At 44.7% G+C, this 22526-nt stretch carries 21 protein-coding genes; 14 read left to right on the top strand and 7 right to left on the bottom strand.

Features of this window, described 5'->3' with window-relative positions:
• Positions 1–48 precede the first annotated feature (48 nt).
• Positions 49–1566, bottom strand: coding sequence for an FAD-dependent oxidoreductase (locus V5G21_RS08305; protein ID WP_011248780.1), 1518 nt, complete (start codon positions 1564–1566; stop codon positions 49–51).
• Positions 1567–1735: 169 nt separating this feature from the next.
• Between V5G21_RS08305 and V5G21_RS08300 the strand changes: the two genes are divergently transcribed.
• The 3 genes from V5G21_RS08300 (at position 1736) to V5G21_RS08290 (ending at position 4402) form a co-directional block, all read left to right on the top strand.
• Positions 1736–2149 (top strand): disulfide oxidoreductase, encoded by a 414-nt coding sequence (locus V5G21_RS08300; RefSeq protein ID WP_011248779.1) that lies wholly within the window; start codon positions 1736–1738, stop codon positions 2147–2149.
• A 15-nt stretch (positions 2150–2164) separates the two neighbouring features.
• The gene (locus V5G21_RS08295; RefSeq protein WP_011248778.1) at positions 2165–2632 is read left to right on the top strand and encodes a thioredoxin family protein; all 468 of its coding nucleotides are present in this window, start codon (positions 2165–2167) and stop codon (positions 2630–2632) included.
• 288 nt (positions 2633–2920) lie between these two features.
• The gene (locus V5G21_RS08290; RefSeq protein ID WP_011248777.1) at positions 2921–4402 is read left to right on the top strand and encodes a DEAD/DEAH box helicase; all 1482 of its coding nucleotides are present in this window, start codon (positions 2921–2923) and stop codon (positions 4400–4402) included.
• A gap of 90 nt (positions 4403–4492) precedes the next feature.
• Here V5G21_RS08290 and V5G21_RS08285 read toward each other — a convergent pair whose 3' ends face one another.
• A complete protein-coding gene (locus V5G21_RS08285) occupies positions 4493–4969 on the bottom strand; it encodes a GNAT family N-acetyltransferase (protein ID WP_011248776.1) in 477 nt (158 codons plus the stop codon).
• A gap of 200 nt (positions 4970–5169) precedes the next feature.
• Here V5G21_RS08285 and V5G21_RS08280 point away from each other — a divergent pair, with 200 nt between their 5' ends.
• Both V5G21_RS08280 and glnA read left to right on the top strand, forming a co-directional pair.
• Entirely contained in the window at positions 5170–5643 is a 474-nt protein-coding gene (locus V5G21_RS08280) for a DUF4064 domain-containing protein (protein ID WP_011248775.1), read from the top strand.
• Positions 5644–5792: 149 nt separating this feature from the next.
• Positions 5793–7151 carry a type I glutamate--ammonia ligase gene (gene glnA / locus V5G21_RS08275; RefSeq protein ID WP_011248774.1) on the top strand — a complete coding sequence of 453 codons (1359 nt, stop codon included), beginning with the start codon at positions 5793–5795 and terminating at the stop codon, positions 7149–7151.
• Between the two features lie 175 nt (positions 7152–7326).
• On the opposite strand, the gene V5G21_RS08270 is transcribed toward glnA, so the two are convergent.
• The 4 genes from V5G21_RS08270 to V5G21_RS08255 form a co-directional block, all read right to left on the bottom strand.
• Entirely contained in the window at positions 7327–8313 is a 987-nt protein-coding gene (locus V5G21_RS08270) for a fatty acid desaturase family protein (protein ID WP_011248773.1), read from the bottom strand.
• 49 nt (positions 8314–8362) lie between these two features.
• On the bottom strand, positions 8363–9571 hold the full coding sequence (locus tag V5G21_RS08265) for a trans-sulfuration enzyme family protein (RefSeq protein WP_011248772.1): 1209 nt from the start codon (positions 9569–9571) through the stop codon (positions 8363–8365).
• 59 nt (positions 9572–9630) lie between these two features.
• A complete protein-coding gene (locus tag V5G21_RS08260; protein WP_011248771.1) occupies positions 9631–10338 on the bottom strand; it encodes a B3/B4 domain-containing protein in 708 nt (235 codons plus the stop codon).
• Between the two features lie 221 nt (positions 10339–10559).
• On the bottom strand, positions 10560–12035 hold the full coding sequence (locus tag V5G21_RS08255; RefSeq protein WP_011248770.1) for a PLP-dependent aminotransferase family protein: 1476 nt from the start codon (positions 12033–12035) through the stop codon (positions 10560–10562).
• 118 nt (positions 12036–12153) lie between these two features.
• On the opposite strand from V5G21_RS08255, the gene V5G21_RS08250 reads away from it, so the two are divergent.
• From V5G21_RS08250 to hutH, 3 genes are all read left to right on the top strand, one after another.
• Positions 12154–12885 (top strand): AzlC family ABC transporter permease, encoded by a 732-nt coding sequence (locus V5G21_RS08250; RefSeq protein ID WP_011248769.1) that lies wholly within the window; start codon positions 12154–12156, stop codon positions 12883–12885.
• The gene (locus V5G21_RS08245) at positions 12876–13205 is read left to right on the top strand and encodes an AzlD domain-containing protein (protein ID WP_011248768.1); all 330 of its coding nucleotides are present in this window, start codon (positions 12876–12878) and stop codon (positions 13203–13205) included. The genes V5G21_RS08250 and V5G21_RS08245 overlap by 10 nt, the downstream gene beginning before the upstream one ends.
• Before the next feature lie 262 nt (positions 13206–13467).
• Entirely contained in the window at positions 13468–14970 is a 1503-nt protein-coding gene (gene hutH / locus V5G21_RS08240) for a histidine ammonia-lyase (protein WP_011248767.1), read from the top strand.
• A 217-nt stretch (positions 14971–15187) separates the two neighbouring features.
• On the opposite strand, the gene pdxK is transcribed toward hutH, so the two are convergent.
• Positions 15188–16000 carry a pyridoxine/pyridoxal/pyridoxamine kinase gene (gene pdxK / locus V5G21_RS08235; RefSeq protein WP_011248766.1) on the bottom strand — a complete coding sequence of 271 codons (813 nt, stop codon included), beginning with the start codon at positions 15998–16000 and terminating at the stop codon, positions 15188–15190.
• Positions 16001–16192: 192 nt separating this feature from the next.
• Here pdxK and V5G21_RS08230 point away from each other — a divergent pair, with 192 nt between their 5' ends.
• The 6 genes from V5G21_RS08230 to V5G21_RS08205 all read left to right on the top strand — a co-directional run bounded on the left by V5G21_RS08230 (position 16193) and on the right by V5G21_RS08205 (position 22520).
• Complete coding sequence (locus V5G21_RS08230; RefSeq protein WP_041824203.1) at positions 16193–17548, top strand: YjiH family protein; 1356 nt, start codon at positions 16193–16195, stop codon at positions 17546–17548.
• Between the two features lie 121 nt (positions 17549–17669).
• Complete coding sequence (locus V5G21_RS08225) at positions 17670–18368, top strand: uracil-DNA glycosylase (RefSeq protein WP_011248764.1); 699 nt, start codon at positions 17670–17672, stop codon at positions 18366–18368.
• Positions 18358–19398, top strand: coding sequence for an AbrB family transcriptional regulator (locus V5G21_RS08220; RefSeq protein ID WP_011248763.1), 1041 nt, complete (start codon positions 18358–18360; stop codon positions 19396–19398). The genes V5G21_RS08225 and V5G21_RS08220 overlap by 11 nt, the downstream gene beginning before the upstream one ends.
• Before the next feature lie 239 nt (positions 19399–19637).
• Positions 19638–20888, top strand: a complete 1251-nt coding sequence (locus V5G21_RS08215; RefSeq protein WP_041824893.1) for an ammonium transporter — start codon at positions 19638–19640, stop codon at positions 20886–20888.
• A 1-nt stretch (position 20889) separates the two neighbouring features.
• Complete coding sequence (locus V5G21_RS08210; protein ID WP_095316432.1) at positions 20890–21804, top strand: DUF294 nucleotidyltransferase-like domain-containing protein; 915 nt, start codon at positions 20890–20892, stop codon at positions 21802–21804.
• Positions 21801–22520 carry a 3'-5' exonuclease gene (locus V5G21_RS08205; RefSeq protein ID WP_050749004.1) on the top strand — a complete coding sequence of 240 codons (720 nt, stop codon included), beginning with the start codon at positions 21801–21803 and terminating at the stop codon, positions 22518–22520. Before V5G21_RS08210 ends, V5G21_RS08205 begins: the two co-directional genes overlap by 4 nt.
• Positions 22521–22526: the final 6 nt, after the last annotated feature.

Here is a 22526-nt window from a genome sequence, read left to right as displayed (position 1 = left end):
ATGAAGAACGTAAAAAGCCATTTAAGGGAGGACTCCCTTAAATGGCTTCTATTCTTTTTTTCCAAGCGGTTTTTTGGCTGGCCCTTCAATGACATCGCCTGTATAAGAAAAACGTGAGCCATGGCATGGACAATCCCACGTATTGTCTGCGTGATTCCAATTTACTTCACAGCCCATGTGGGTACAGGTTGTATCGACGAGGTGGAGTGTCCCGTCTTTATCGCGATAGGCGCCTACTCGCTCGCCGTCTTTGTCAATTACGGCTCCCTCCCCAGCTTCAAGCTCCTCAACATGTTCAATATCCTGATGTAGTTTTCCGCGAAGCAAATGTTTAGCCACGTCTGCATTCTCTTTTAAAAAGGAACGAATGCTTGGGTCGGCATGGAACCGAGATGGCTTGAATAATTGGCTGTATAAGCTGTTGCCATCCACAATTAAATCGCACAAAACATGTGCGGCCACAGCTGAATTGGTCATGCCCCATTTCCTGAACCCAGTGGCAACAAGTACGTCCGGTTGGAGGGCGGACAATTGGCCAATATAAGGGAGCTTGTCAAGTGTAATCAAGTCTTGTGTGGCCCATTGATCTTCTTGTGTAAACCCTTCTAATGTCTCGGTGGCGAATTGTTTAACTGCCTCGTAATGTTTGAGCGCATTCATTCCTTGTCCTGCTTTATGCCCTTCTCCGCCAACCAAAATCATTTCTTCGCCGTTTATCGTAGCGCTGCGGAGAGAACGGCTTGTTTGGTCTACACTTAAATACATGCCGCCAGGCCAAGGTTTTGCGTATGTGCCAGCAACGACATAGGATCGGTCTGCCCGCAAGCGTGTCATGTACAAGCCGCCTCCATCTGCAAAGGGGAAGTGTGTTGCCGCGACCACTTTTTTAGCTGTTGCTTTCGCGCCGCCCCTCGTTTGAATGGCCGGGCGTTTATCATTGCCTTGAACGACTTTTTCACAAACAGTATTTTCGTAAATTAGGCCGCCTTTTTCGGTTATTTTTTGGCATAAGTAAGCCAAATATTGGAGCGGATGAAATCGTGCTTGACCTTTTAATCTCAGAGCTGCGCGGATTTCCAAATCAATAGGCAGCGACGTGAGCCACTCTCCTGGAATGCCGAGTTGTTTATAGGCTTCTAGTTCCCGCTTGAGTTTATGTTCCCCATGGTGGGTTGTTGCATAAAGGTAGTGGTCTTCATCTTGAAAATCACACTCGATGTTTTGGTTGTTGACGAGATTGCGCATCCAGCTTATCGCTTCGTCTTGCGCTTTGTAATAAAGCTTTGTTTGTTCTTTGCCAATATGGCTCAAAAATTCGTGGTAAATCACATCATGTTGGGCTGTGATCTTTGCGGTTGTGTGCCCAGTCGTGCCTCCGCCAATTTTAGTTGCATCAAGTACAGCGACCTTTTTGCCTGCTTCTGTTAGTAAATAAGCGGTCGTAATGCCAGTCAAACCGCCGCCAGCAATGGCGACATCCACTTCGATGTCCTCTTGTAAAGCGGGGAAGTTAGGAAAATCTACTTTTTGCCAAACAGACCCTAAATTTAATTGTTGTTCACTCATCTTTTCGTCCTCCATTTTCTTGTCTGTTATCACTATGGTCATGTTTCCCAGATTTTATGAGGAAAAAGGGCTATTTTTAGTTTTGCGAAATTCGCCATTTGCAACCTGGGCCTGTCTGAGCTACTCTTTAAGAAAAGAAATAGAAAGTGAGTTTGAGAAAGGAGACACTGTGAAAAAACAAGTTGAGAACGGGCTTTTATTTGCATGGGTGACAGCTTTAGTTGCAACGCTTGGCTCATTGTATTTCTCAGAAATTCGCCAGTTTGAACCTTGTGCTCTTTGCTGGTATCAACGAATTTTAATGTACCCGCTAGTTGTCCTTTTGGCGATAGGCATCATTCGCAAAGATTCAACTGCAGCGATTTATTCAGCTGTTCTTGCCGGCATTGGCTTCTGCATATCCGCTTATCATTATTCAATTCAGAAACTTCCCGTGCAAGAAGGCAATGTGTTAGGGTGCGGGGCTGTCCCATGTACAGGAGAATATATTAATTGGCTTGGCTTTATAACGATTCCTTTTCTTGCTGGAATTGCATTCTTAATGATTTTTTTAACAAGTATGTATATCATTCGAAACCGCTAGGAGTGAGACAGACGTATGAAGAAGTTACTGATTATTGGCGCAGGCGTACTAGCGTTGTTCATTGTTCTTATCATTATTCAAACCGTTAATAACAACAACCGTTTAGCAAATAACGACCTTTATGATAAAGATGACTTAAATGCGGCGACAATTGACCAGCTGAACGATGAAAATTACCAAAACATTATTATGCCTGATGCGTTGGCAGAAAAACTTGAAGCGGGAGAAGACGCAGTTGTTTACTTTTTCTCTCCTACTTGCCAGTATTGCAAGAAAGCGACGCCAAAACTAATGGATGTGGCAGGAGAAGAAGACATCTATATTGACCAATTCAATGTGCTAGAGTACGATGATTCTGCTTATGGCATTGAATATACGCCAACGCTTATTTATTTTGAAGACGGCAAAGAAGTTGACCGGATTGTCGGCGACCATACGAAAGACGAGTTCCGTACTTTTCTCGAAACGACAAAAGCGCAGTAGCATGTGATCAAATCGATCTTTTTGGGTGGCAATCGATCAAGCCGCCCTTCTTGTTGTCTTCTATTCGCTCTTGCATCCATATTCTGTTTATGGTATGATATTTCTTTGAGAACAACGGAGCGCCTTTTGTGCGATATGCGCTTAGCGATAGTGCGTCTATGTAAGAAAGCAATTGATCATAAGGCTGTCTCGATGTTGAAAGCGAGCCTAGCGACTGGCTTTTTGCATCCAGGCAGCCTTTTCTAAGTACGAAAGGCGTTCAATCTATATATAGGGAGTTTTTATCACTTGGCAAATTTTGAACAATTTGGCTTGGATGCTTCTGTCGTCCAAGCAGTAACGAATATCGGCTTTACGGAAGCCACGCCAATCCAACAAGAGACGATTGAGCTCGTACTCGCAGGCAAAGATGTGATTGGCCAAGCCCAGACAGGCACTGGCAAAACAGGTGCTTTTGGCATTCCATTAGTCAATCGCATTGACTCAAGCAATCCTCTTGTCCAAGGTCTTGTATTGGCGCCAACGAGGGAGCTAGCCAACCAAGTTGAGCAGGCATTGCGTCAATTTGGGCGTGTCAAAGGTGTACGCACAACCGTTGTATACGGCGGTGAAGACTTTGGCAAACAAATCCGCTCCTTGAAACAGCGCCCGCACATTATTGTTGCTACGCCAGGGCGTTTGCTTGACCATATGCGTCGTAAAACAATCCGCCTTGAATCGATTGAAACGGTCGTATTGGATGAAGCGGACGAAATGTTGAACATGGGTTTTATTGAGGACATTGAAACGATTTTGGCAGAGACACCTCAAGAAACACGGCAAACATTGCTTTTTTCAGCAACAATGCCAAAGCGGATGGAGTCACTAGCCAGCAAGTTTATGAAAAACCCAACACGGATAGCTGTGAAAGCAAAAGAAGTGACAATGGAAAACATTGCCCAGCAGTTTATTGAAGTCCATGAACGGGAAAAATTTGATGTGCTCTGCCGCCTAATTGATCTAGAGACGCCTGATCTTTCCATTGTGTTCGGACGGACTAAACGGCGCGTCGATGAGCTAGCGGAAGCTCTTATTAAACGAGGTTACCGGGCTGAAGGCTTGCATGGCGATTTAAACCAAGCGAAACGTAACAGCGTCTTGCGCAAATTTAAAGAAGGTTTAATCGATGTCCTCGTTGCTACCGACGTTGCAGCGCGTGGCCTTGATATTAGCGGCGTTACACACGTCTTTAACTTTGATTTGCCTCAAGATCCAGAAAGCTACGTCCATCGTATCGGTCGTACTGGACGAGCGGGCCGTTCTGGCATTGCGATTACGCTGGCAACAAAACCAGAACGTGAGCACGTCAAATTGATTGAAAGTGTCTCGAAAAGACGGATGACTCAGCGGCCGAAGCCGACATATGAGGAAGCGCTTGAAGGTCAAAAACAGTCAACTTTAAACGAACTTCGTGAATTGGCTGCAAAGGGCGAGCAAGACAGCTACCGAGTAGCAGCCAAAGAACTGCTCCAAGAAACAGATGCAGTCACGGCCTTGGCGGCGGCGTTGAAATTGCTGACAAAAGAGCCAGACCAAACGCCTGTGAAACTCACAAGCGAAGCGCCACTGCGTACGAAAAAGCGCCACGGAAATGGGGGCCGTGATGGCCGCCGTCATAATGATCGCGATCGTCGCCCTTGGGGGCAAAAACGGGGCCGCGACGGACGGCGCAGCGGTCATCAACGGAAGTGGGCTTCATCGAACGGCAAGGCAGGCAAGCGTTTATCGTAAGTGCATAAACGTCTATGAAAAGGTCAATCACGATGCATGCATTGTTGATGGGCCTTTCCTTTTGTTTAGGCAAATTGTCTATTCACACAATTAGCAAAACGAAAGGGGCCGCGCCCATTGCTCTTCGGTCCGTTCTTTATTTGACAACAGCCGGACTCTTGTTTCTGTTCGCTCAAATCCATTTCGCTGATAGAGCTTTCGTGCCGCTGTGAGTTCGCTATTTGTCCACAGAATCACGTTCTCATAACCTGCTTCTTTGCAAAAATCAATTGCTGTTTCCAGCAACTTCTGTCCGTAGCCACACCCTCTTGTAGAAGGGTCAAGGAGAAACAAACCGAGCTGTGCCGTGTCATCGTCCGCCTCTTTTATACTAATGGAGCCTTTTTGTTTGCCGTTGATCTCTAAAATCCAGATGTTTTCTCGAGGATTGGACCTGTCCATAAACCCCGTTACACTGTCAGCAATAAAATCACGAAACGATAAGTCATATTGAAATTCGTTGTGATACAACTTGTAATGTGATTGAATGATGTAATCTTTGTCCGCTGGTTTAAATGTCCGTATCATCGTACCCCTCTTTCTGTGAATGTTCTTTACTGTTAACATAGCACTAAAAATAGAACGAGACAAAAGGTTTCCCGTTGCTTCTTTCCAGATGGTCGATTATTATATTTTTGGCAAGGAACATGGTACGATAAGGATGAAACGAATAGACGAGGACATACGTAATACATATGTAATTAACTAAACATGAAAGGGTGTCAAACATGGTGAAACGAACTGGGGAACGTGTTCTTGGCATTATCGGCATAGTGTGTTTTATGCTCGGAACATTGTTTTTAGGAGGAGCTATGGCACTCCAAGGCCAAGGCTTCTATGAAGACTTTTTTATGGAAATGGCCAATGAAGATAGTGAGCTATGGGAAGGAGAAGAAAACCCGCCTATAGTTAGCCAAGAAGATGCTGCTGCGACTTCTGCGTTTTTTGAAGAACTCAATTTTGGAATGTACACACTTGCTTCCTTTATAGCAGGAGTTGCTGGGATTGTTGCGGTGGTCCTCGTTGGCAAAAAGCCCGTGGTTGCAAGCATATTGTTTTTAGGGTCTACACTTCTTTATGCGATTATGGCCCCTTTTACGCTTGCATTCATCATCCCATTCCTGCCAATGCTGTTGTATATTATTGCTGGAATTATGGCGCTTGTGCGCAAACCAAAACAGCCAGAGTTGACCGGACAGTAAAACCATCCAATTGGATGGTTTTGCCATTATTATCTGAATATTAGTGTGTCAGATAATCTGACAAATCGATTGCATAAAGGGGAGTGTCGTCATAAAGTAGAAAACAAGAAAAAGATGAACTGTTCATCTACTTTAGGGGAGTGTTAGAGATGACGACACAAGCGCCAACTCGTGAAAGCTTAATTGAGACGATCCGGGAAACGATTGAAAAGAAAAATGTCGAGCTGCTTCATATGCAGTTTGTTGATCTTGAAGGCATGCTCAAACATGTGACGATTACGGCAGAGCAATTGGATCAAGCTGTGAACGGCAAAACCATGTTTGACGGTTCTTCGATTACAGGTTTTACACCAATTAACCAATCAGACTTGTACTTGTCCCCCGACTTGACGACGTTTGCCGTTCTTCCTTGGACGGAAGAAGAAGGCTACTCAGAAGCACGTTTTTTATGCAGCGTGAAAAATCCTGATGGCTCTGATTTTGAGGGCGATCCACGGAACATTTTAAAAAAAACGGTTAAGCGTGCAGCCGACAAAGGCTACTCGATTAGCGTAGGCCCAGAGCTTGAGTTTTTCCTTTTCGACACGGATGAACATGGCGAACCGACGATGCGTACGCAAGACGCTGGTGGCTATTTTGAACCTTCTCCAAAAGACGACGGTGAAAAAGTGCGCCTCGCGATTTACAAAGCACTGCGGATGATGGGCTTCACGATTGAAGCTTCTCACCATGAAGTGGCAGTCGGCCAGCATGAAATTAATTTTAAATATTCGGATGCGTTAGGGTCTGCCGATGCAGCAACAACGTATAAATGGGTTGTAAAAACAGTTGCGAAACAATTTGGCCTCCACGCTACGTTCATGCCAAAACCACTTGGTGGAGCAAACGGAAACGGCATGCACGTCAATATGTCGTTGTTCGATATCGAAAAGCAAGAAAACAGTTTCTACAATGAAGACGATAAAAATGCGCTTTCCAAGACGGCCTATCACTTTATCGCGGGCTTGCTTGACAACGTCAAAGACTTTGTGGCAATAACGAATCCACTTGTTAACTCATACAAACGCCTCGTTCCAGGCTACGAAGCACCTTGTTACATCGCTTGGTCTGCTTCCAACCGTTCGGCGCTTGTCCGCATCCCGGCTACGCGGGGCCCTGGCACTCGTGTGGAAATCCGTTGTCCAGACCCGTCCGCCAACCCTTATCTTGCTTTTGCGGTTATCGCCTCTGCTGGATTGGACGGCGTTGAGAACGAAATCGAATGCCCTGCGTCTGTAGATGCTGATATTTTCAGCATGTCTTCCGCAGAAATTAAGGAGCGGGCGATTGAGAACTTGCCAACAAGCCTTGAAGATGCGATTAATCGTTTTGAAACAGGTGCTATTGGCCGCAAAACTCTTGGCGATCACGCGTTTGAAGAATACATTGAATTAAAACGCAGCGAATGGGATGACTTCCGTACGAGTGTGCATCCTTGGGAAGTTGCCTCTTACCAAAGCAAGTTTTAATTCGCCAATAGGGGAGCAATGGGCTCATTCCAAAACAATCCCGCACCACGCAAGCAGTGGTGCGGGATGTTTGTGTCCGCAATAATACCTTTTTCGTATGTCTATTGTCTGCTTGTCCAGCAAGGCTGTTAACGCGTAGGCGACCTGAGCCACTAACGTCCAATTCTCAGTACGCTTATTCTGCTTTTTTAGTTGGCCGATTTTCTCGGAAACGTAATCCGCAAATATCCTGAATGACACTATAGAAACCCGGTAAAAATGATTTAAAAAAACCGGTACAATGATGCGCTTCTCTATAGCTCTCATTCTCCATTAAGATCGTGTGCGCTTTTTTTAAACGATAATGGGGAACGGCTGGAAAGAGATGATGAACCAGATGATAATTGTCGTGATGAGGATGGAGAAAGAAACGTTGTATTGGGTTCCCAAACGTATTTCTGCTTGAATAAAGCTCATGTGTGTTTTTTAAACCTGAATGTTCAGCCATTTCCGCCCAGTAGCGTATAATTTGAAATGTGGTCAATAAAGGAATAAACCAAAATAGGAAAAGCTCTAACCAAAAATCAAACACCACACTTAATAGCACGATAACTGGCCAAAATAAAGACTTCGCGACTTTTTCAGAGATTGGTTCTTCTTTTGTCAAAATATTAACTTTAATGGTCCCGTAAATGTATTTAGGGACGTGGGTTAACGTTAACGGTTTTAAAACATGTCTAAGGATGAATGAGCGAATGTCGTCTTGTGGTTTATCTAACCCCATTAACGCATATCGTTTCGTATCTGGATCTTTTTGCTCATGCCATAAATGACGATGATGCAAATAATGGGATTGACAGTAGGCAGTAAACGAAGTAAACACCGGAAAAGCTACAAAAAAACAGGCAATCCATTTATTCATTATTCTATTCTTAAATAATTGAAAATGGCTAGCCTCATGCATAAGGTTGTCAAATGCCCTCATTCTACTTCCTATGATGGCTATAGATATTAAATACACCCACCACATAGGAAATATTTGAACTAACGCAATCGCTCCAATAATGACAAGCCAGTCAAAAGCAATCGTGAACAAATTCCGCCAGTTATCTCGTTCCTGGAGGGCTCTCACTCGATTTTTAATATCTTTTGAAAAAGTAGCTTTTTCCAATTTGTGTTCCATTCATTTTCCTCCTCTCACTGCCAATTTTCACATGCGTGTCGTCAATGCCTTATATTTTATCAAGCGCTTGGGATAAGTCGTCTCTTATATCTTCATATTCTTCAATTCCGACAGAAAACCTTATCATGCCATCTGTAATGCCGCCTTTTTCACGTTCTTCTCTCGGCAATAAATTATGCGTCATCGACGCTGGATGGGTAATGGTGCTCGCATACCCGCCTAAACTGACAGCCATCTTGTTTAGTTTCACGTTTGAAATCAAGCCAAGCCCGCCATCCATACCATCTTTAAGTTCAAAACAAATCATGCCACCGCCGCCAGTCATTTGTTTAGTAGCTAGTTTGTATTGAGGATGGCTTTCAGAAAATGGATAAAACACTTGTCTAATTTTCGGGTGTGTCTCTAGAAATTGAGCTAATTTCAACGCGTTTTCGTTATGCTTTTCCATCCTTAGCCCAAGAGTTCGAATACCTCTACATAGCAGCCACGCTCCAAAAGGGTCTAGGTGCGGACCATGGAAGGAATATTTATGGCGAACTTTATCGATCAACTCCGTTGAACCAGCACATACACCTGCTACAACATCAGAATGCCCACCTAAATATTTTGTGGCAGAATGGACAACGATATCCGCGCCGTGCTTCAACGGTTTTTGATTATAAGGTGTAGCAAATGTTGAATCGACTACAAAGACCGCATCGCTTTGTTCATGAACGAGCGTAGCTACTTTAGATATATCTACTAAACTTAGAGTTGGGTTGGCGGGGGTTTCAGCAAAAACTAACTTCGTATTCGGTTGAATCGCCTGTTTATAGTGATGGATGTCACTAGAGTCAATAAACGTGACATCAACAGATAACTGCTCTGCTAGAGACTCATGTAATATTTTCGTTTCAGAGTAACAGTTATGAACAGCGATAAAATGGTCTCCTGGATTTAAAAATGCATGTGTAATCATGGAGATAGCACCTAATCCAGAAGAAGCACAAAGCGCATCGTCCGCTTCTTCGAGGGCAGCAATCAAAGCTTCTAACTCACGTTCATTTCTGCTCCCCCACCTGCCATAAAATTCATCGGCCTTAATGTCTGCTGCCCGAACGGCGCCTTCGGAAGTAGTCGGGAATTCGAAAGCAGTGGACTGGCAAATAGGAGGACTTAAATGGCCTGATTTATTCCAATGATCCCCTCCATGTGTACAGGCTGTTTGAAATCCTAAACGATTTTTGCTTGTTTCGATTCCAGTAGCGATTGGTTTCATGATCTTTGCTCCTTTTCAACTTTGGGATAGTGTACATCACACAGGCCTAATAAACATTGTCATAGTTGGTACATCGGCTTTTGTTTATCCAAACTGAAAAAGTCGATTGCAACGTCATTTTTTGAGAAACGGCTTATTAATTTAGACAGATCGGTTAACGCCAATTCTGCTCTGTTATCGCCCCCTTGTATTTGGTCAACAAAAAAGACAACATTTTTGGTCTTGTTCGTAATTTGAGTATGATCCGCATCACGGTGGTTCCAATAGACACATAAGATTGATGTTGCATCTGAATAGGCAACTACTTTTTCATCTATTTGTATAGGTTTATCACCGCCTATAGGAAGCATTTCTTCGCCTTTTCTCCCATACCTTAAAGAAATACTCCCGGTAATGTTGTCTAGATCATATCCTCCCATACACAAACAATGCCTTAAAGATACAGCATTGTAGGCATCGACCAACTTATTAATACCGAATACCTTTTTTCCTTTAGACACTCTTTTATATAAACTTTCAAATGAACACAATACTTTGCTCGGTTTTACTCCCATTTCACTGTAAACAGATCTCCAGCTTTGGATTTCGCTCTTTGCTAATGGACTGTCTGTGTTTTCATGCTCATCTACGGTACGATTCAGATAACGTTCAAGCTCTTCCGATTGGTCTGCTGTTCTATCAATCCCTTTTACTACCAATCCGGAAATAGTCAAGCCAGGGTAGCTTGTGAGCACTTTATCGGAAATAGCAATCTCTAAGTTAGCCAACGCTTTGTCCTCCATTTTCAGTTAAGTTATTTTAGCTCAGGTAGACTATTACTAATTTATTAAAATGTCACATAGTTCTCTCTTCTATTATTCTAGTATTTGTTGGGTATAACAGTATAGTTTGATGTATAACAGTTAAACGTTCCTTTTTTGGCATGTTTGCTACTGGATACCCAGCAAAAATAGCCATTCAGTGACTGAAAGTCTACAGAATGACTTGGTTAAACAAGAGGCATGTTTGATTCTTCATTGCGTTCTTCAATAAAGGTCGTAAAAATTTTACAAAGTGTCTTGATGCCCGTTTCTAATAATTGATCATCTACAGCAGCAAAACACAGCCGCAGGTGATTCATGGCAGGTTCTTTAGGATAGCAAGCAGATCCAGGGAGAAAGGAGATACCAAATTTCTTTGCTTCAAACAGCATTTCATTGGTATCGACCCAAGGGGGCAGCGATATCCAAATATTGACTCCTCCTTTTGGGACAATCCACGTTACTTCCTTCGGGGCATATACAGTAAGAAGATCGATAACGCGATCCCTTCTTAATTTTAAAGCGATCCGCAGCTTTTTTATATGCTCTTTCATTCGATTCGAACGTAAAAAAGACAGCACCGCCTTTTGGTTTAATAGAGGAGTGCCTAAATCGGTAATAGTTTTGGCGGCTATGATTCTGTTCAAATTCGTACCAGAAGTAGCCATCACCCCAATTCGACACCCTGGAGACAGCGTTTTGCTTAATCCTTTCAAATAAATCACATGACCATACTCATCTAAGCTTTTTATTGGCAGCGGGGGTTTACTGTCAAAATAAATTTCACTCCAAGAATCGTCTTCAATTATAATAATCTCGTTCGATTGCGCAAAATCAAGCAGTAGTTGCCGTCGCTTTTTACTGAGCAATGTTCCAGTTGGATTTTGAAAAGAGGGGATTGTATAAATCACCTTTGGTTTATTTTTCAATGATGGTAGTAAATCCACTCTCATTCCGTTCTCGTCAACTGGAATCGATACAATCGATGCTCCTCTCCCTCTGAATACGTCAATTGCCGCCGAGTAAGTAGGAGTCTCGGTAACCACAACGTCTCCTGGGCCAACAAAACTACGGGCAACAATATCAATGCCTTGTTGCACCCCATTTGTAATGACGATATCGTCTGGTTCAATTGCTATCTTTAAATGTTTTAAATAAGCGGACATTTCTTTTCTTAGCGTAATGTCTCCTCGTCCTTCTCCATAAGTAGAAAGTATATATGGTTCCTCCGAAAGGATCTGTATTGTTTCTTTTATGAGGTAACGGTTCGGAAGTAAGTTGGGCCATATCTTAGAGGAGGAAAACTGGATTTTTTCTTTCCCTGTATTAAATTGCATGTACTGAGCACGTGGCAAGTAATCAGTAACGGTTAATTGCCAATCATAAGATAGCAGCTTTTTTTCGTTTTCCGTTTTGCTTGCCCCGCTACTTTTTCGGACAAAAGTCCCTTTTCCTTGGACTTTTTCGATCAACCCTTGTTTCTCTAAATGGTTATAAGCTTTGTTTGCAGTCATAAGACTTACTCCAGTTTGTTCTGCTAGTTTACGGACAGATGGTAACTTGCTTCCTTCTTCGAGCAAGTTGGAGCGAATCCGGTCAGCGATGTTCTCTTGAATTTGTTGGGCAATCGGTATGTCAGAATGCCGATTTATTTCTATTTTCAAAAAAACACCTCCATCTGTTATGTGTGTTTATTTACTGTTATACAGTCTTATTCTAAAATTAGTTTAAATGAATTGTAACATATAACAATTGACAGGTGGAGGAAGTGGAGAACAAAAAATGAAGGCGGAAACAAAAGACAATCCTTGGCAGTCTACAGAAAAAAAAGCAGCATTTATGGATGGCGTCTATGCGTGTGTACCTACATTGTTAGGTTATTTAAGCATTGGTTTTGCTGCGGGTGTCGTTGCAAAAACGGCAGGTTTAAGTGTACTTGAAATTACATTAATGTCGTTATTTCTCTATGCTGGTTCTGCACAATTTATTGCTGCAAGCATGATCGGGGCTTCCTTTTCAGTCATTGCCATTGCGATTACGATTTTCTTTATAAACATTCGCCATTTGTTAATGACTGCTGCTTTAGCACCTTATTTAAAGAATCTTTCTATCGGGAAGAATATATTGATTGGTGCACAAGTAACAGACGAAACATTTGGCGTAGCAGCAAACCGTTTACCAAGTATGAACGGAAACCGGTTTTATTGGATGCTCGGGCTAAATATAACAGCTTATATCAATTGGGTATTAGCAAATGTGCTAGGAGGCCTATTTGGTGAACTGGTCACGGATATAAGCGCATTAGGAATCAATTTTGCTTTGCCTGCCATGTTCGCGGGTTTGTTAGTATTGCAAATGATCAGTCGTTCGAAATATGCCATTGATTTAACTGTTGCCTTGCTTGCCATTGTGTTGGTGATTGGTGTTCATTACTTGATCCCAGGAAGCTGGTCGGTCATTATTGCTACGTTAATTGCGACGACTATCGGGATGGTGATAAAACAATGGAAATAAATTCGTATATTTTATTGGTCATTATAGCCACAGCACTTGTTACCTTTATCCCACGAGTCCTGCCATTAGTTGTACTGACTAGAATGGAGTTACCAGCGTGGTTATTAAAATGGCTTGATTACGTGCCTATAGCGATTATTGCTGCATTACTAGGTCAAGAAATCTTCATTAATCAAGAGGGGAATATTTCCTTTTCGTTGTATAATTTAAATATTTACGCCATTATACCGACTTTTTTAGTAGCGATCATTTCCCGTAGCTTATTAGCCACTGTTTTATCGGGGGTGTTCACCATGATGATCTTGCAATATCTTTTTTAGTCTGTCGACTTATGGTGAGGCTTTCAGTTACCATCCAAAGCACGCTATTTTCTACCATTGACAATTGGACCATGTAAGCATAAACTGTATCCTAATAGTCGGAACTTTTGGAGAGGATCTTATGGCGATGCCACAGAGGCTCAATTCCATACATCGCCTAGTCTGTCATGTAGGGCACAGAGGCTGCCGCTTTTTGAAATCACCGGATTTCAAAGCGGCAGCCTCTTTTTTGTGGCCTTTAGTCTAATAGAGGGGTGAAGATATGGTTATTTTAACAGGGCGTTCGTTGACGCTGGATGACATGGAAGCGATTTTGTACAAAGGAGTGAAGGTAGGCTTAAGCCAATCGTGCATTAACGAGATTGAAGCAAGCCGTCGGGCTGTTGAAAAGATCGTCCAAGACGGACGAACCGTATATGGCATCAATACGGGGTTTGGAAAGTTCAGTGACGTTCAAATTGCCGCTGCCGATACGGAGGAGCTTCAACGAAACTTAATTTTATCCCATGCATGTGGGGTAGGCGGTTATTTTTCCGATGAAATTTCCCAGGCAATGATGGTGCTGCGGGCTAATGCACTCGCAAAAGGGTTCTCCGGCGTCCGATTAGAAGTTGTGGAAATGCTGCTCGAGTTGATCAATAAAGATATTTATCCGTGTATTCCTTCACAAGGGTCGCTCGGGGCGAGCGGCGACTTGGCGCCATTATCCCATCTAGCCCTTGTGTTAATCGGAGAGGGAGAAGTCCGTTATCGCGGCGAGTGTATGAGTACTGCATCGTGCTTTGCTAAACTCGGTATTCAACCTCTTACGCTGCAAGCGAAAGAAGGGTTAGCCCTCATAAACGGCACACAAGCGATGACAGCCGTCGGGGTTGTCGCTTACTTAGAAGCAGAAAAATTGGCGTATCAAGGGGAGCAGATTGCTGCGGTGACGATGGAAGGGCTTCAGGGCATTATCGATGCTTTCGATCAAGCCGTTCATGTTGCTAGAGGCTACCAAGAACAAATAGACGTTGCTGCACGGATGCGGCATCTTTTGCAAGGGAGTAAATTAACGACCAAACAAGGGGAGAAACGGGTCCAAGATGCCTATTCCCTTCGCTGCATCCCCCAAGTTCACGGCGCCGTTTGGCAAGCGCTCGGCTATGTGAAGGATAAGTTGCTTATTGAAATGAATGCCGCGACAGACAATCCTCTTTTGTTTGATGAAGGGGAGAAAGTGATTTCTGGCGGTAACTTTCATGGCGAGCCGATTGCGTTTGCGATGGACTTTCTTTGCATTGCGATGGCGGAGCTTGGCAATATTGCAGAGCGGCGCGTCGAACGACTCGTCAATCCACAGCTGAATGATTTGCCGCCATTTTTAAGCCCGGCTCCTGGGCTCCAGTCAGGGGCGATGATCATGCAGTATGTTGCAGCCTCCCTTGTCTCAGAAAATAAAACGTTGGCGCATCCAGCAAGCGTTGACTCCATTCCATCCTCGGCCAATCAAGAAGACCATGTCAGCATGGGGACCATTGCCGCCCGCCATGCTTTGCAGATTGTCGAAAATGTACGCCGCATATGCGCAATTGAAGCGATTTGCGCGCTGCAAGCTGTTGAATATCGGGGCATAGCGGCGATGGCTCCAGCCACAAAAACCTTTTTTGTAGAGGCGCGCCGAGTTGTACCAACGATTACGGCTGACCGAGTATTTGCCAAAGATATTGAAGCGATGGCACAGTGGCTTCGCAATGGGGGAAAAGCAGCAGCAGTGCTTAGTTAAGAGGTGAAAAAAAGAAGCAGGGATGGAGCCCTGCTTCCAGACTGTAGCCAAACGCTCGCGTACGTCGTCGTTTGCCTCACTCATATGCTTGAAACTGTCGTATCATGCGCAAGAAAACCGCTGCTTATGAACCCACGTTCTATTTGCATCTTTCCTCGGCTGCACTCCTCGTCTGACAAGCGCTTTCTATCAGTCTGAATGATTTTGTTGAGACTGGTTAGTTTTGTTTTTCGTGGCGGTAGGCGCCGTGGGCAACGGAACCGACGTATTCGTTGAGTCTGCTGCCGTGCTTGATCGCGGCAGTGACAAAGTCTTTCGCTGTGTGGATCGCTTCCTCAACCGATTTGCCTTTTGCAAGCGTAGCAGTGATGGCTGCGGCAAACGTGCAGCCTGCTCCGTGCGTGTAGGTCGTATCGATTTCTGGATTTTCAAGCAATGTGAAAGACTGGCCGTCATACCAAACATCAACTGCTTGCGGGTGGTTAAGCTTGCTTCCTCCCTTAATGACAACATGGTCTGCGCCTAGTTGGTGAATCGTTTGCGCTGCACGTTTGACATCGTCGAGTGTTTCAATACGTTGCCCAGAAAGCTGCGTGGCTTCAAACAAGTTTGGCGTAACGACAAATGCTTTTGGTACGAGGACATCGCGCAGGCATGCATCCGTTTCTGGATTGAGCGCTTCATCTGCGCCTTTGCAAACCATCACTGGATCGACAACAACCTTGTTAACGCCATACTCTTCAATTTTGTTGGCAACAAGTTCAATGATTTCAATCGATCCAAGCATTCCTGTTTTAACCGCATCAGCGCCAATGCCTTTTAACACTGTGTCTATTTGTTTGCCGACGAGTTTGGCATCTTGGGGGAATACTTCATGGGCCCAGTTTTCAAACGGATTTTGTGCAACAATAGTCGTCAAGGCATTCATGCCATAAACGCCAAGTTCTTGAAATGTCTTCAAGTCCGCTTGAATGCCGGCACCACCGCTTGTATCTGAGCCAGCAATTGTTAATGCTTTATAACGTTCCATTTTTCTCTCTCCTTCCTTGTCCGTGCTTTCCATTATACTAAAGCATAGGCGTCCTTAAAAGCAGCGGCGCTTTTGGAAATGATTTCCCTTTACTGAGATAGACCTCCTGTAAAAAATGTAATAGCCTGGAGAGGGATAGTTGTGTATAATGATTCATGTTATCTTATTCTTATCCATTTCGGAGGTCCTTTTATGGGAACGAAAGTAAATGTAAAAAATACACTGCTGTTTGTACTGCCATCTCTGATTGGCATTGTGTTGTTTATGACTCCTTTTACGGTGGTCGAAGAAGGCGAAACGAGTGTCAAGCTGCCCGTAGCCCTTGCCGCTGATTGGCTAATGGCGCTTCTTACGGTAGACACGATTATTTTAATTACGGTCATAGCGATGGTCATTTCTGCGTTGTTATCGATTGTTTTTTCCGTGAAAAAGAGAGGCAACGAGATTAACACACTTTGGGAAGGCGTTTTCGCAACCACTCCTGGGTGGATCGTCATTCGTGTTGTCGGAGCTATTTTAGGAGTGATGGTGTACTTCCAAATCGGGCCCCAGTTCCTGATTTCCGGCGACACCGGCCAAGTATTGTTGAACGATCTATTGCCGTTTTTGTTTACCATCTTTTTATTTGCTGGCATGCTGTTGCCGCTTTTGCTTAACTTCGGTTTGATGGAGTTTGTCGGCTCGTTGTTGAAAAACTTAATGCGCCCGTTATTCCGCTTGCCTGGGCGTGCCTCGATAGACTGTATTGCTTCTTGGATTGGCGATGGAACAGTAGGCGTCATGCTCTCGAACCAACAGTACGAGTCTGGGAAGTATACACAAAGGGAAGCAGCAATTGTCGCTTCGGCATTCTCTGTTGTTTCGATTACCTTTAGCATTTATATTTTATCGCAACTAGGCATTAGCCATTTGTTTTGGCAGTTTTTCTTTACTTTGTTTGTTGCTGGTTTTCTTGCAGCGATTATCACACCGCGAATTCCGCCGCTTTCTCGGAAAAAAGACACGTATATTGATGGCTCTCCAGGAAAACGGGAGCCAAAAGTGAAAGGCGTCTGGAAGCACGGTTTTTATGAAGCGATCAGCAGGGCTGAAACGAGCGCCAAAAGTGGTGATAACGCAAAAAACGGTTTCAAAAATGTGTTGGACCTCTGGTTTGGTGTCTTGCCTGTCGTCATGACGATTGGAACGCTCGCAGCTGCAGTGGCAACCTACACGCCACTGTTTGAATGGCTGGCTGTGCCTTTTATTCCAGTCCTTGAATGGATGAACGTGCCCCAGGCTGCCGAGGCAAGCAAAACGATTTTAGTTGGCTTTGCAGATATGCTGTTGCCGACAGTCCTTGCAGAACCGTTTGGCATCACCAATGAATTTACACTGTTCGTGATCGGCACACTGTCTGTCTCGCAGCTCATTTATATGTCGGAAACAGGGGGCGTCTTAATCGCTTCCAAAATTCCTGTCAGCTTTTTCGATTGTGTGTTGCTCTTTTTAGTTCGCACGATCATTACATTGCCGATTATTGTGCTCATGGCCCATCTTCTGCTTTAAAACCACTCAAACGGCTCGTATGGCCAGCGGAACTTCTCCGCTGGTTTTTGCTGTTTGGCAACATTGGCCATTAACGTTATGATAGATACAGAGACAACTAGATGAAGAGGAGGAACTGAACATGCCTATTCTTCGTAACGATTGGAACGATGTGATTGGCGGCGAATTTCAAAAAACGTATTACTTAGAGCTGCGTGAATTCTTGAAACGAGAGTACAAAGAGCAGACGGTCTACCCCCATATGAATGATTTGTTTAATGCTTTCCACTATACGCCGTTTGAACAAGTGAAAGTCGTTATTCTTGGGCAAGACCCTTATCATGGCCCAAACCAAGCCCATGGATTAAGTTTTTCTGTTAAACCGGAAGTGGCTGTCCCGCCATCGCTCAAAAATATGTATAAAGAATTACAAGACGATTTGGGCGTTACGCCTGTAGACCATGGCTATTTACAGCCGTGGGCCGATCAAGGCGTGCTGTTGTTAAACACTGTGCTCAGCGTCCGTAAAAGGCAGCCAGGCTCCCATAAAGGCAAAGGCTGGGAACTGTTTACGAACGAAGTCATTCACGCTTTAAATAAACGGGAAGAACCAGTTGCATTTGTGCTGTGGGGAAGGCATGCCCAAGCGAAAAAAGAGGCGATTGATGCAACACGCCATTTGATTATCGAGTCGGCCCACCCGAGCCCTTTTTCTGCAAATCGAGGTTTCTTTGGCAGCCGCCCGTTCTCAAAAATCAACCATTGGCTGCAGGAACAGGGAAAAGCTCCGGTCGATTGGCAGCTGCCTATGAAAGCAGAGCTCTACTCTTATGGGAAGTAAACTCGTTTTTCTTGCTGTATCTTTTGCCGTTGGCTGGGTGGTACAAATGCTTGGCATGCCGGCAGGTTGGTTGCTTGGCGCTTTAGCAACGGGCATATTTTGGTCTTTTTTTGTCCAAAAGCTCATCTTTAAAAGCGAACTGTTCACTGTTTCACTTGCGTTAGTCGGCATTTCTATTGGGTTTATGGTCATTCCCGAGGAGCTATGGGCATACAGAATGTTGCTGCCCGCTTTTTTACTGACGTTGGCATTGACTCTTGCAGGGGGGATCTTACTTGGAAAAGGCTTTGAGAAGTGGGCGCATACGACAGGGAATACAGCATTCTTTTGCTGCCTGCCAGGGGGCGCCTCAGAAGTCATTGCTTTAAGCGAGCGTTACCACGCAGACCAACGCATTGTGGCGGCATTCCATACAACTAGAATTACGTTGTTTGTGCTCGTCGTTCCCCTTTTAGTCGGCCTCGCTACAGGAGGAGGCGTGTCGCTGCCAGTAGCAGTGACACAGCCATTTGCAGCAGATGCCTGGCTTGTTTTTCTCGCGTTGCTTGGTGCAGTGGTCATCTTTTGCTTAGCACGCTTTGTCACGTTTCCAGGAGCGCCGATGTTTTTAGCAATTGCCCTTGGCTTTGCCATCCACCAGCTGCTTGTGCCTGAATATAGCATGCCTAATATTGTTCTTGGTAGTGCTCAAGTGCTGATCGGCTCGTTGATTGGCATGCGCTTTGACCGGAAAACACTTAAGGAACTTAGCCGTATCGGTGCAGCAAGTGCAGCGGCGTTGGCGCTTTATGTTGTAATGAGCGTTGGGCTAGCGCTGATTTTTTTCGTGCTTACGCCGCTGCCGTTTTTTACAAGTTTGCTAGCGATTGTGCCAGCTGGGGCTGCGGAAATGGCTTCGACAGCAGCTCAGCTAGAACTAGACGCGACCGCAGTAGCAACACTGCAAATGCTGCGCGTGCTTGCCTTATTCATCGCTTTGCCGTTTCTGATCAAATTATTTGCTAAGAAGGAAAATCAACACGCTTCTTAACAAAGGAAAACCTCCGAAAACGTATGTTTTCGGAGGTTTTCAGCCTTAACGATCATTTCCAATTCGTCTTTACGCCTCAGTGAAGCTTTGTTTTATAGGTCTTCCGTAGCAGGAAATAATCCTATCTCCTACAAAAACAATGTTAGATATCCTGACATACTTATAGAACAATTCTGACATCAGATTATAATGACGATATAAAACAAGGGCTGGGGGGAGACGAATTGGAAACTGTACTTATGGATAATTTATGGCTAACCATTTCCGCAATATTAGTTCTTCTTATGCAAGGCGGTTTTATTTTGCTTGAGGCAGGCTCAACTCGGATGAAAAATGCCGGTCATATCGCAGGTAAAACGATTTTTACGGTCGGTATCGCTTCACTTGTCTTTTGGGCCGTTGGTTATGGCTTTATATATGGGGACGGCAATCCGTTTATTGGCATGGCTGATTTCTTTTTTGGCAACTATGCAGATGGTGTTGGTTCGGTTGACTTCTTCTTCCAACTTACGTTTGCAGCAATTGCGTTAACGATTGCCTTTGGTGGTTTTGCTGAACGGGGGAAGCTTGCCGCATACGCGATTTTCGCTGTATTGTTCTCTGCCTTTGTTTACCCGCTCGTCGCACACTGGATTTGGTCAGACCAAGGCTGGCTGGCTAATTTAGGAAAGCAAGATTTTGCCGGTTCCACAGTCGTTCACTTGACGGGTGCAATGGCCGCTTTAGCAGCTACATTGATGTTAAAGCCACGTCTTGGCAAGTATGACAAAAATGGCAAAGTCAATGACTTGTTTGGCCATAACCAAGTGTATACCGCCCTTGGCGTGTTGATTTTGTGGGTCGGTTGGTTTGGGTTTAACGCCGGTTCGACTGGCGGCGTCGCTGATGCGTTCTTTGGTTATGTAGCACTAAATACACAGCTTGCGGCTGGAGCCGGCACCATTGCAGCACTGTTTCTTGTTTGGGCACTTAATGGAAAGGCCGACGTGCCGACGACATTAAACGGAACGCTTGCAGGCCTCGTTGCCATCACTGCTTCTTGTGCATTCGTTGCGCCGTGGGCTGCAGTCCTTATTGGCGTCATTGGCGGATTGATTGTCGTCGTCAGCATGAATATGTTTGATAAACTTAAAATTGACGATCCTATTTTTGCCTTAAGCGTTCACGGTGTTGCTGGTGTATGGGGGACTCTATCAAACGGACTGTTTGCCACGCCTGAATTAGCAGAAATGAATGGCGGCCTGCCTGGATTGTTTTATGGCGGTGGTTTCGAACAGCTTGGCGTCCAACTATTAAGCGTCGTTGTTTGCGGTGTGTTTGCTTTTGTCGCTTCTTACGTATTGTTGTTCATAACAAAAGGGCTTCTCGGCGGAAACTTGCGCGTTACAGAGGAAGAAGAAATTCTAGGGCTCGATATGAGTGAGCACGGTTCTTACGGGTATCCTGAAACTGTCCAGTCTGAAAAAACGTCTACGCAAACAGGTTCTTAACATGAGCAAACCATTTGCCTATGCAAAAGAACTGCAGGCTTACCATGAACAAAAATTACATGCTGCTGTTTCGAATGCAGGAGAAGAAATAAAAAAGGAGCTGGGAGAATTCCCTGCTCCCTTTGCCTTTTTTGTTATGGGCAGCGCGGGGCGCAAGGAGCAAATTTATGACAGTGACCAAGACCACGGCATTGTTTTCAAAGGAGAAGATGATCGCCATTTGCCCTATTTTTTAACCTTTGGCGAAAGGATTGTGACACAGCTTGAAGCTGCCGGCTATGAACGTTGTGTTGGCGGCGTGATGGCCTCATGTGAACGGTGGTGCGGTTCAGCCGAAAAATGGTCTCAACAGCTGCAACATTGGCTCACAAAAGATACGTTTGAACATGTGCGCTATGTTCTCACATTTTTCGATGCCCGGACAATTCTAGGAGAACATGCCTTTGTTTTAGACTTGAAAAAACAATTGTTTACCCAAATGGAACGCTCTCCCCACTTAATGAAACGGTTTGCTGACAATACCGGAAGAATGCCGCAAGTCCGCAATTTATTTGGGCAGCTCCTTGTTGAACAGCGCGGTGAACACCAAGGGGCCTTAAATGTGAAAGAGCAGATTCTGTTTCCGTATGTCAACGGCATGCGCTTGCTCGCTCTTCAGCAGCGCATGATGGCTACGTCAACTTTAGAACGATTCGCGGCACTTCCGCCGGGAAGCGGTTTTGAGGAAGCTGAACGCTCTTTTGCCTCCTTATTTGAACAGCGGGCTTACTGGATTAAGCAGTTTTCTTCTTATAAATACATTATCCCTAGCCAATTGACAAAAGAAGAACGCAATGACTTGAAAACATGGGCAAAAGAAGGGCGCCGCCTTTATGAAACAATCCAGAAAATCGTTGAGGCAGGCGGAAGCAAATGATGAATAGCATGATGCAATTTATGCGGCAATTATCAAATCGCTTCGGGTTCGCCATGTCGGCAGCAGAAACGGGGAATGCCGCCCAAATGGCGCGTTTCCGCCGTTTTCAAAAGGAAGCCCAGCTCGATGTCCTCCACATTCCTTTTGCACAGCTCCCGATCGTTGTATTTGATTTAGAAACAAGCGGATTCCATCCAGACCAAGGCGATGGCATTCTATCGATAGGGGCTGTGAAAGTAACTGGAAATGAAGTTCACAACGATCATTTTTATGAGACGATTAAACCAAAACAGCCTCCATGTGAGGAGGTGCTGCGCCTGACCGGTTTGTCTTTGCAGGAGCTAGACCATTCTCCGCCAATTAATGACGTGTTGCTACGATTCTATGACTTTGCTGGCGCAGCCACACTTGTTGCACACCATGCCGCCCATGAGCGCAAGTTTATGCGCCATGCGACATGGCAAGAGCTAGGCCGTACGTTTACACATCGGCTCATCGATACAACGTTTTTAACAAATATAACCGCCGCCCACCAGCAGTTTCAAACACTTGATGAATGGTGCGATGCTTATGGGATAGCGATTAACCAACGCCACCATGCTTTAGCGGATGCACGTATGACGGCCAAGCTTTGGGCGAAACATATTACACTGGCAGAACACGCGGGCTATTATTGCCTCGGGGATATTTATAAAGAGCTTGCTCTAAGAAAATAAAGGGAG

Source organism: Shouchella rhizosphaerae (assembly GCF_036700015.1).
Classification (GTDB): Bacteria; Bacillota; Bacilli; order Bacillales; family Bacillaceae_D; genus Shouchella; species Shouchella rhizosphaerae.
Note: the sequence above shows the minus strand (reverse complement) of the source record. Positions and strands in the feature narration are given on the sequence as shown.

What these genes read in the sequence shown, in the direction of transcription:
- V5G21_RS08305 (WP_011248780.1), bottom strand. Translation starts at nt 1,566, where the DNA reads ATGAGTGAACAACAATTAAATTTAGGGTCTGTTTGGCAAAAAGTAGAT.
- V5G21_RS08295 (WP_011248778.1), top strand. Translation starts at nt 2,165, where the DNA reads ATGAAGAAGTTACTGATTATTGGCGCAGGCGTACTAGCGTTGTTCATT.
- V5G21_RS08285 (WP_011248776.1), bottom strand. Translation starts at nt 4,969, where the DNA reads ATGATACGGACATTTAAACCAGCGGACAAAGATTACATCATTCAATCA.
- V5G21_RS08280 (WP_011248775.1), top strand. Translation starts at nt 5,170, where the DNA reads ATGGTGAAACGAACTGGGGAACGTGTTCTTGGCATTATCGGCATAGTG.
- glnA (WP_011248774.1), top strand. Translation starts at nt 5,793, where the DNA reads ATGACGACACAAGCGCCAACTCGTGAAAGCTTAATTGAGACGATCCGG.
- V5G21_RS08270 (WP_011248773.1), bottom strand. Translation starts at nt 8,313, where the DNA reads ATGGAACACAAATTGGAAAAAGCTACTTTTTCAAAAGATATTAAAAAT.
- V5G21_RS08265 (WP_011248772.1), bottom strand. Translation starts at nt 9,571, where the DNA reads ATGAAACCAATCGCTACTGGAATCGAAACAAGCAAAAATCGTTTAGGA.
- V5G21_RS08250 (WP_011248769.1), top strand. Translation starts at nt 12,154, where the DNA reads ATGAAGGCGGAAACAAAAGACAATCCTTGGCAGTCTACAGAAAAAAAA.
- V5G21_RS08245 (WP_011248768.1), top strand. Translation starts at nt 12,876, where the DNA reads ATGGAAATAAATTCGTATATTTTATTGGTCATTATAGCCACAGCACTT.
- hutH (WP_011248767.1), top strand. Translation starts at nt 13,468, where the DNA reads ATGGTTATTTTAACAGGGCGTTCGTTGACGCTGGATGACATGGAAGCG.
- pdxK (WP_011248766.1), bottom strand. Translation starts at nt 16,000, where the DNA reads ATGGAACGTTATAAAGCATTAACAATTGCTGGCTCAGATACAAGCGGT.
- V5G21_RS08230 (WP_041824203.1), top strand. Translation starts at nt 16,193, where the DNA reads ATGGGAACGAAAGTAAATGTAAAAAATACACTGCTGTTTGTACTGCCA.
- V5G21_RS08225 (WP_011248764.1), top strand. Translation starts at nt 17,670, where the DNA reads ATGCCTATTCTTCGTAACGATTGGAACGATGTGATTGGCGGCGAATTT.
- V5G21_RS08220 (WP_011248763.1), top strand. Translation starts at nt 18,358, where the DNA reads ATGGGAAGTAAACTCGTTTTTCTTGCTGTATCTTTTGCCGTTGGCTGG.
- V5G21_RS08215 (WP_041824893.1), top strand. Translation starts at nt 19,638, where the DNA reads ATGGATAATTTATGGCTAACCATTTCCGCAATATTAGTTCTTCTTATG.
- V5G21_RS08210 (WP_095316432.1), top strand. Translation starts at nt 20,890, where the DNA reads ATGAGCAAACCATTTGCCTATGCAAAAGAACTGCAGGCTTACCATGAA.
- V5G21_RS08205 (WP_050749004.1), top strand. Translation starts at nt 21,801, where the DNA reads ATGATGAATAGCATGATGCAATTTATGCGGCAATTATCAAATCGCTTC.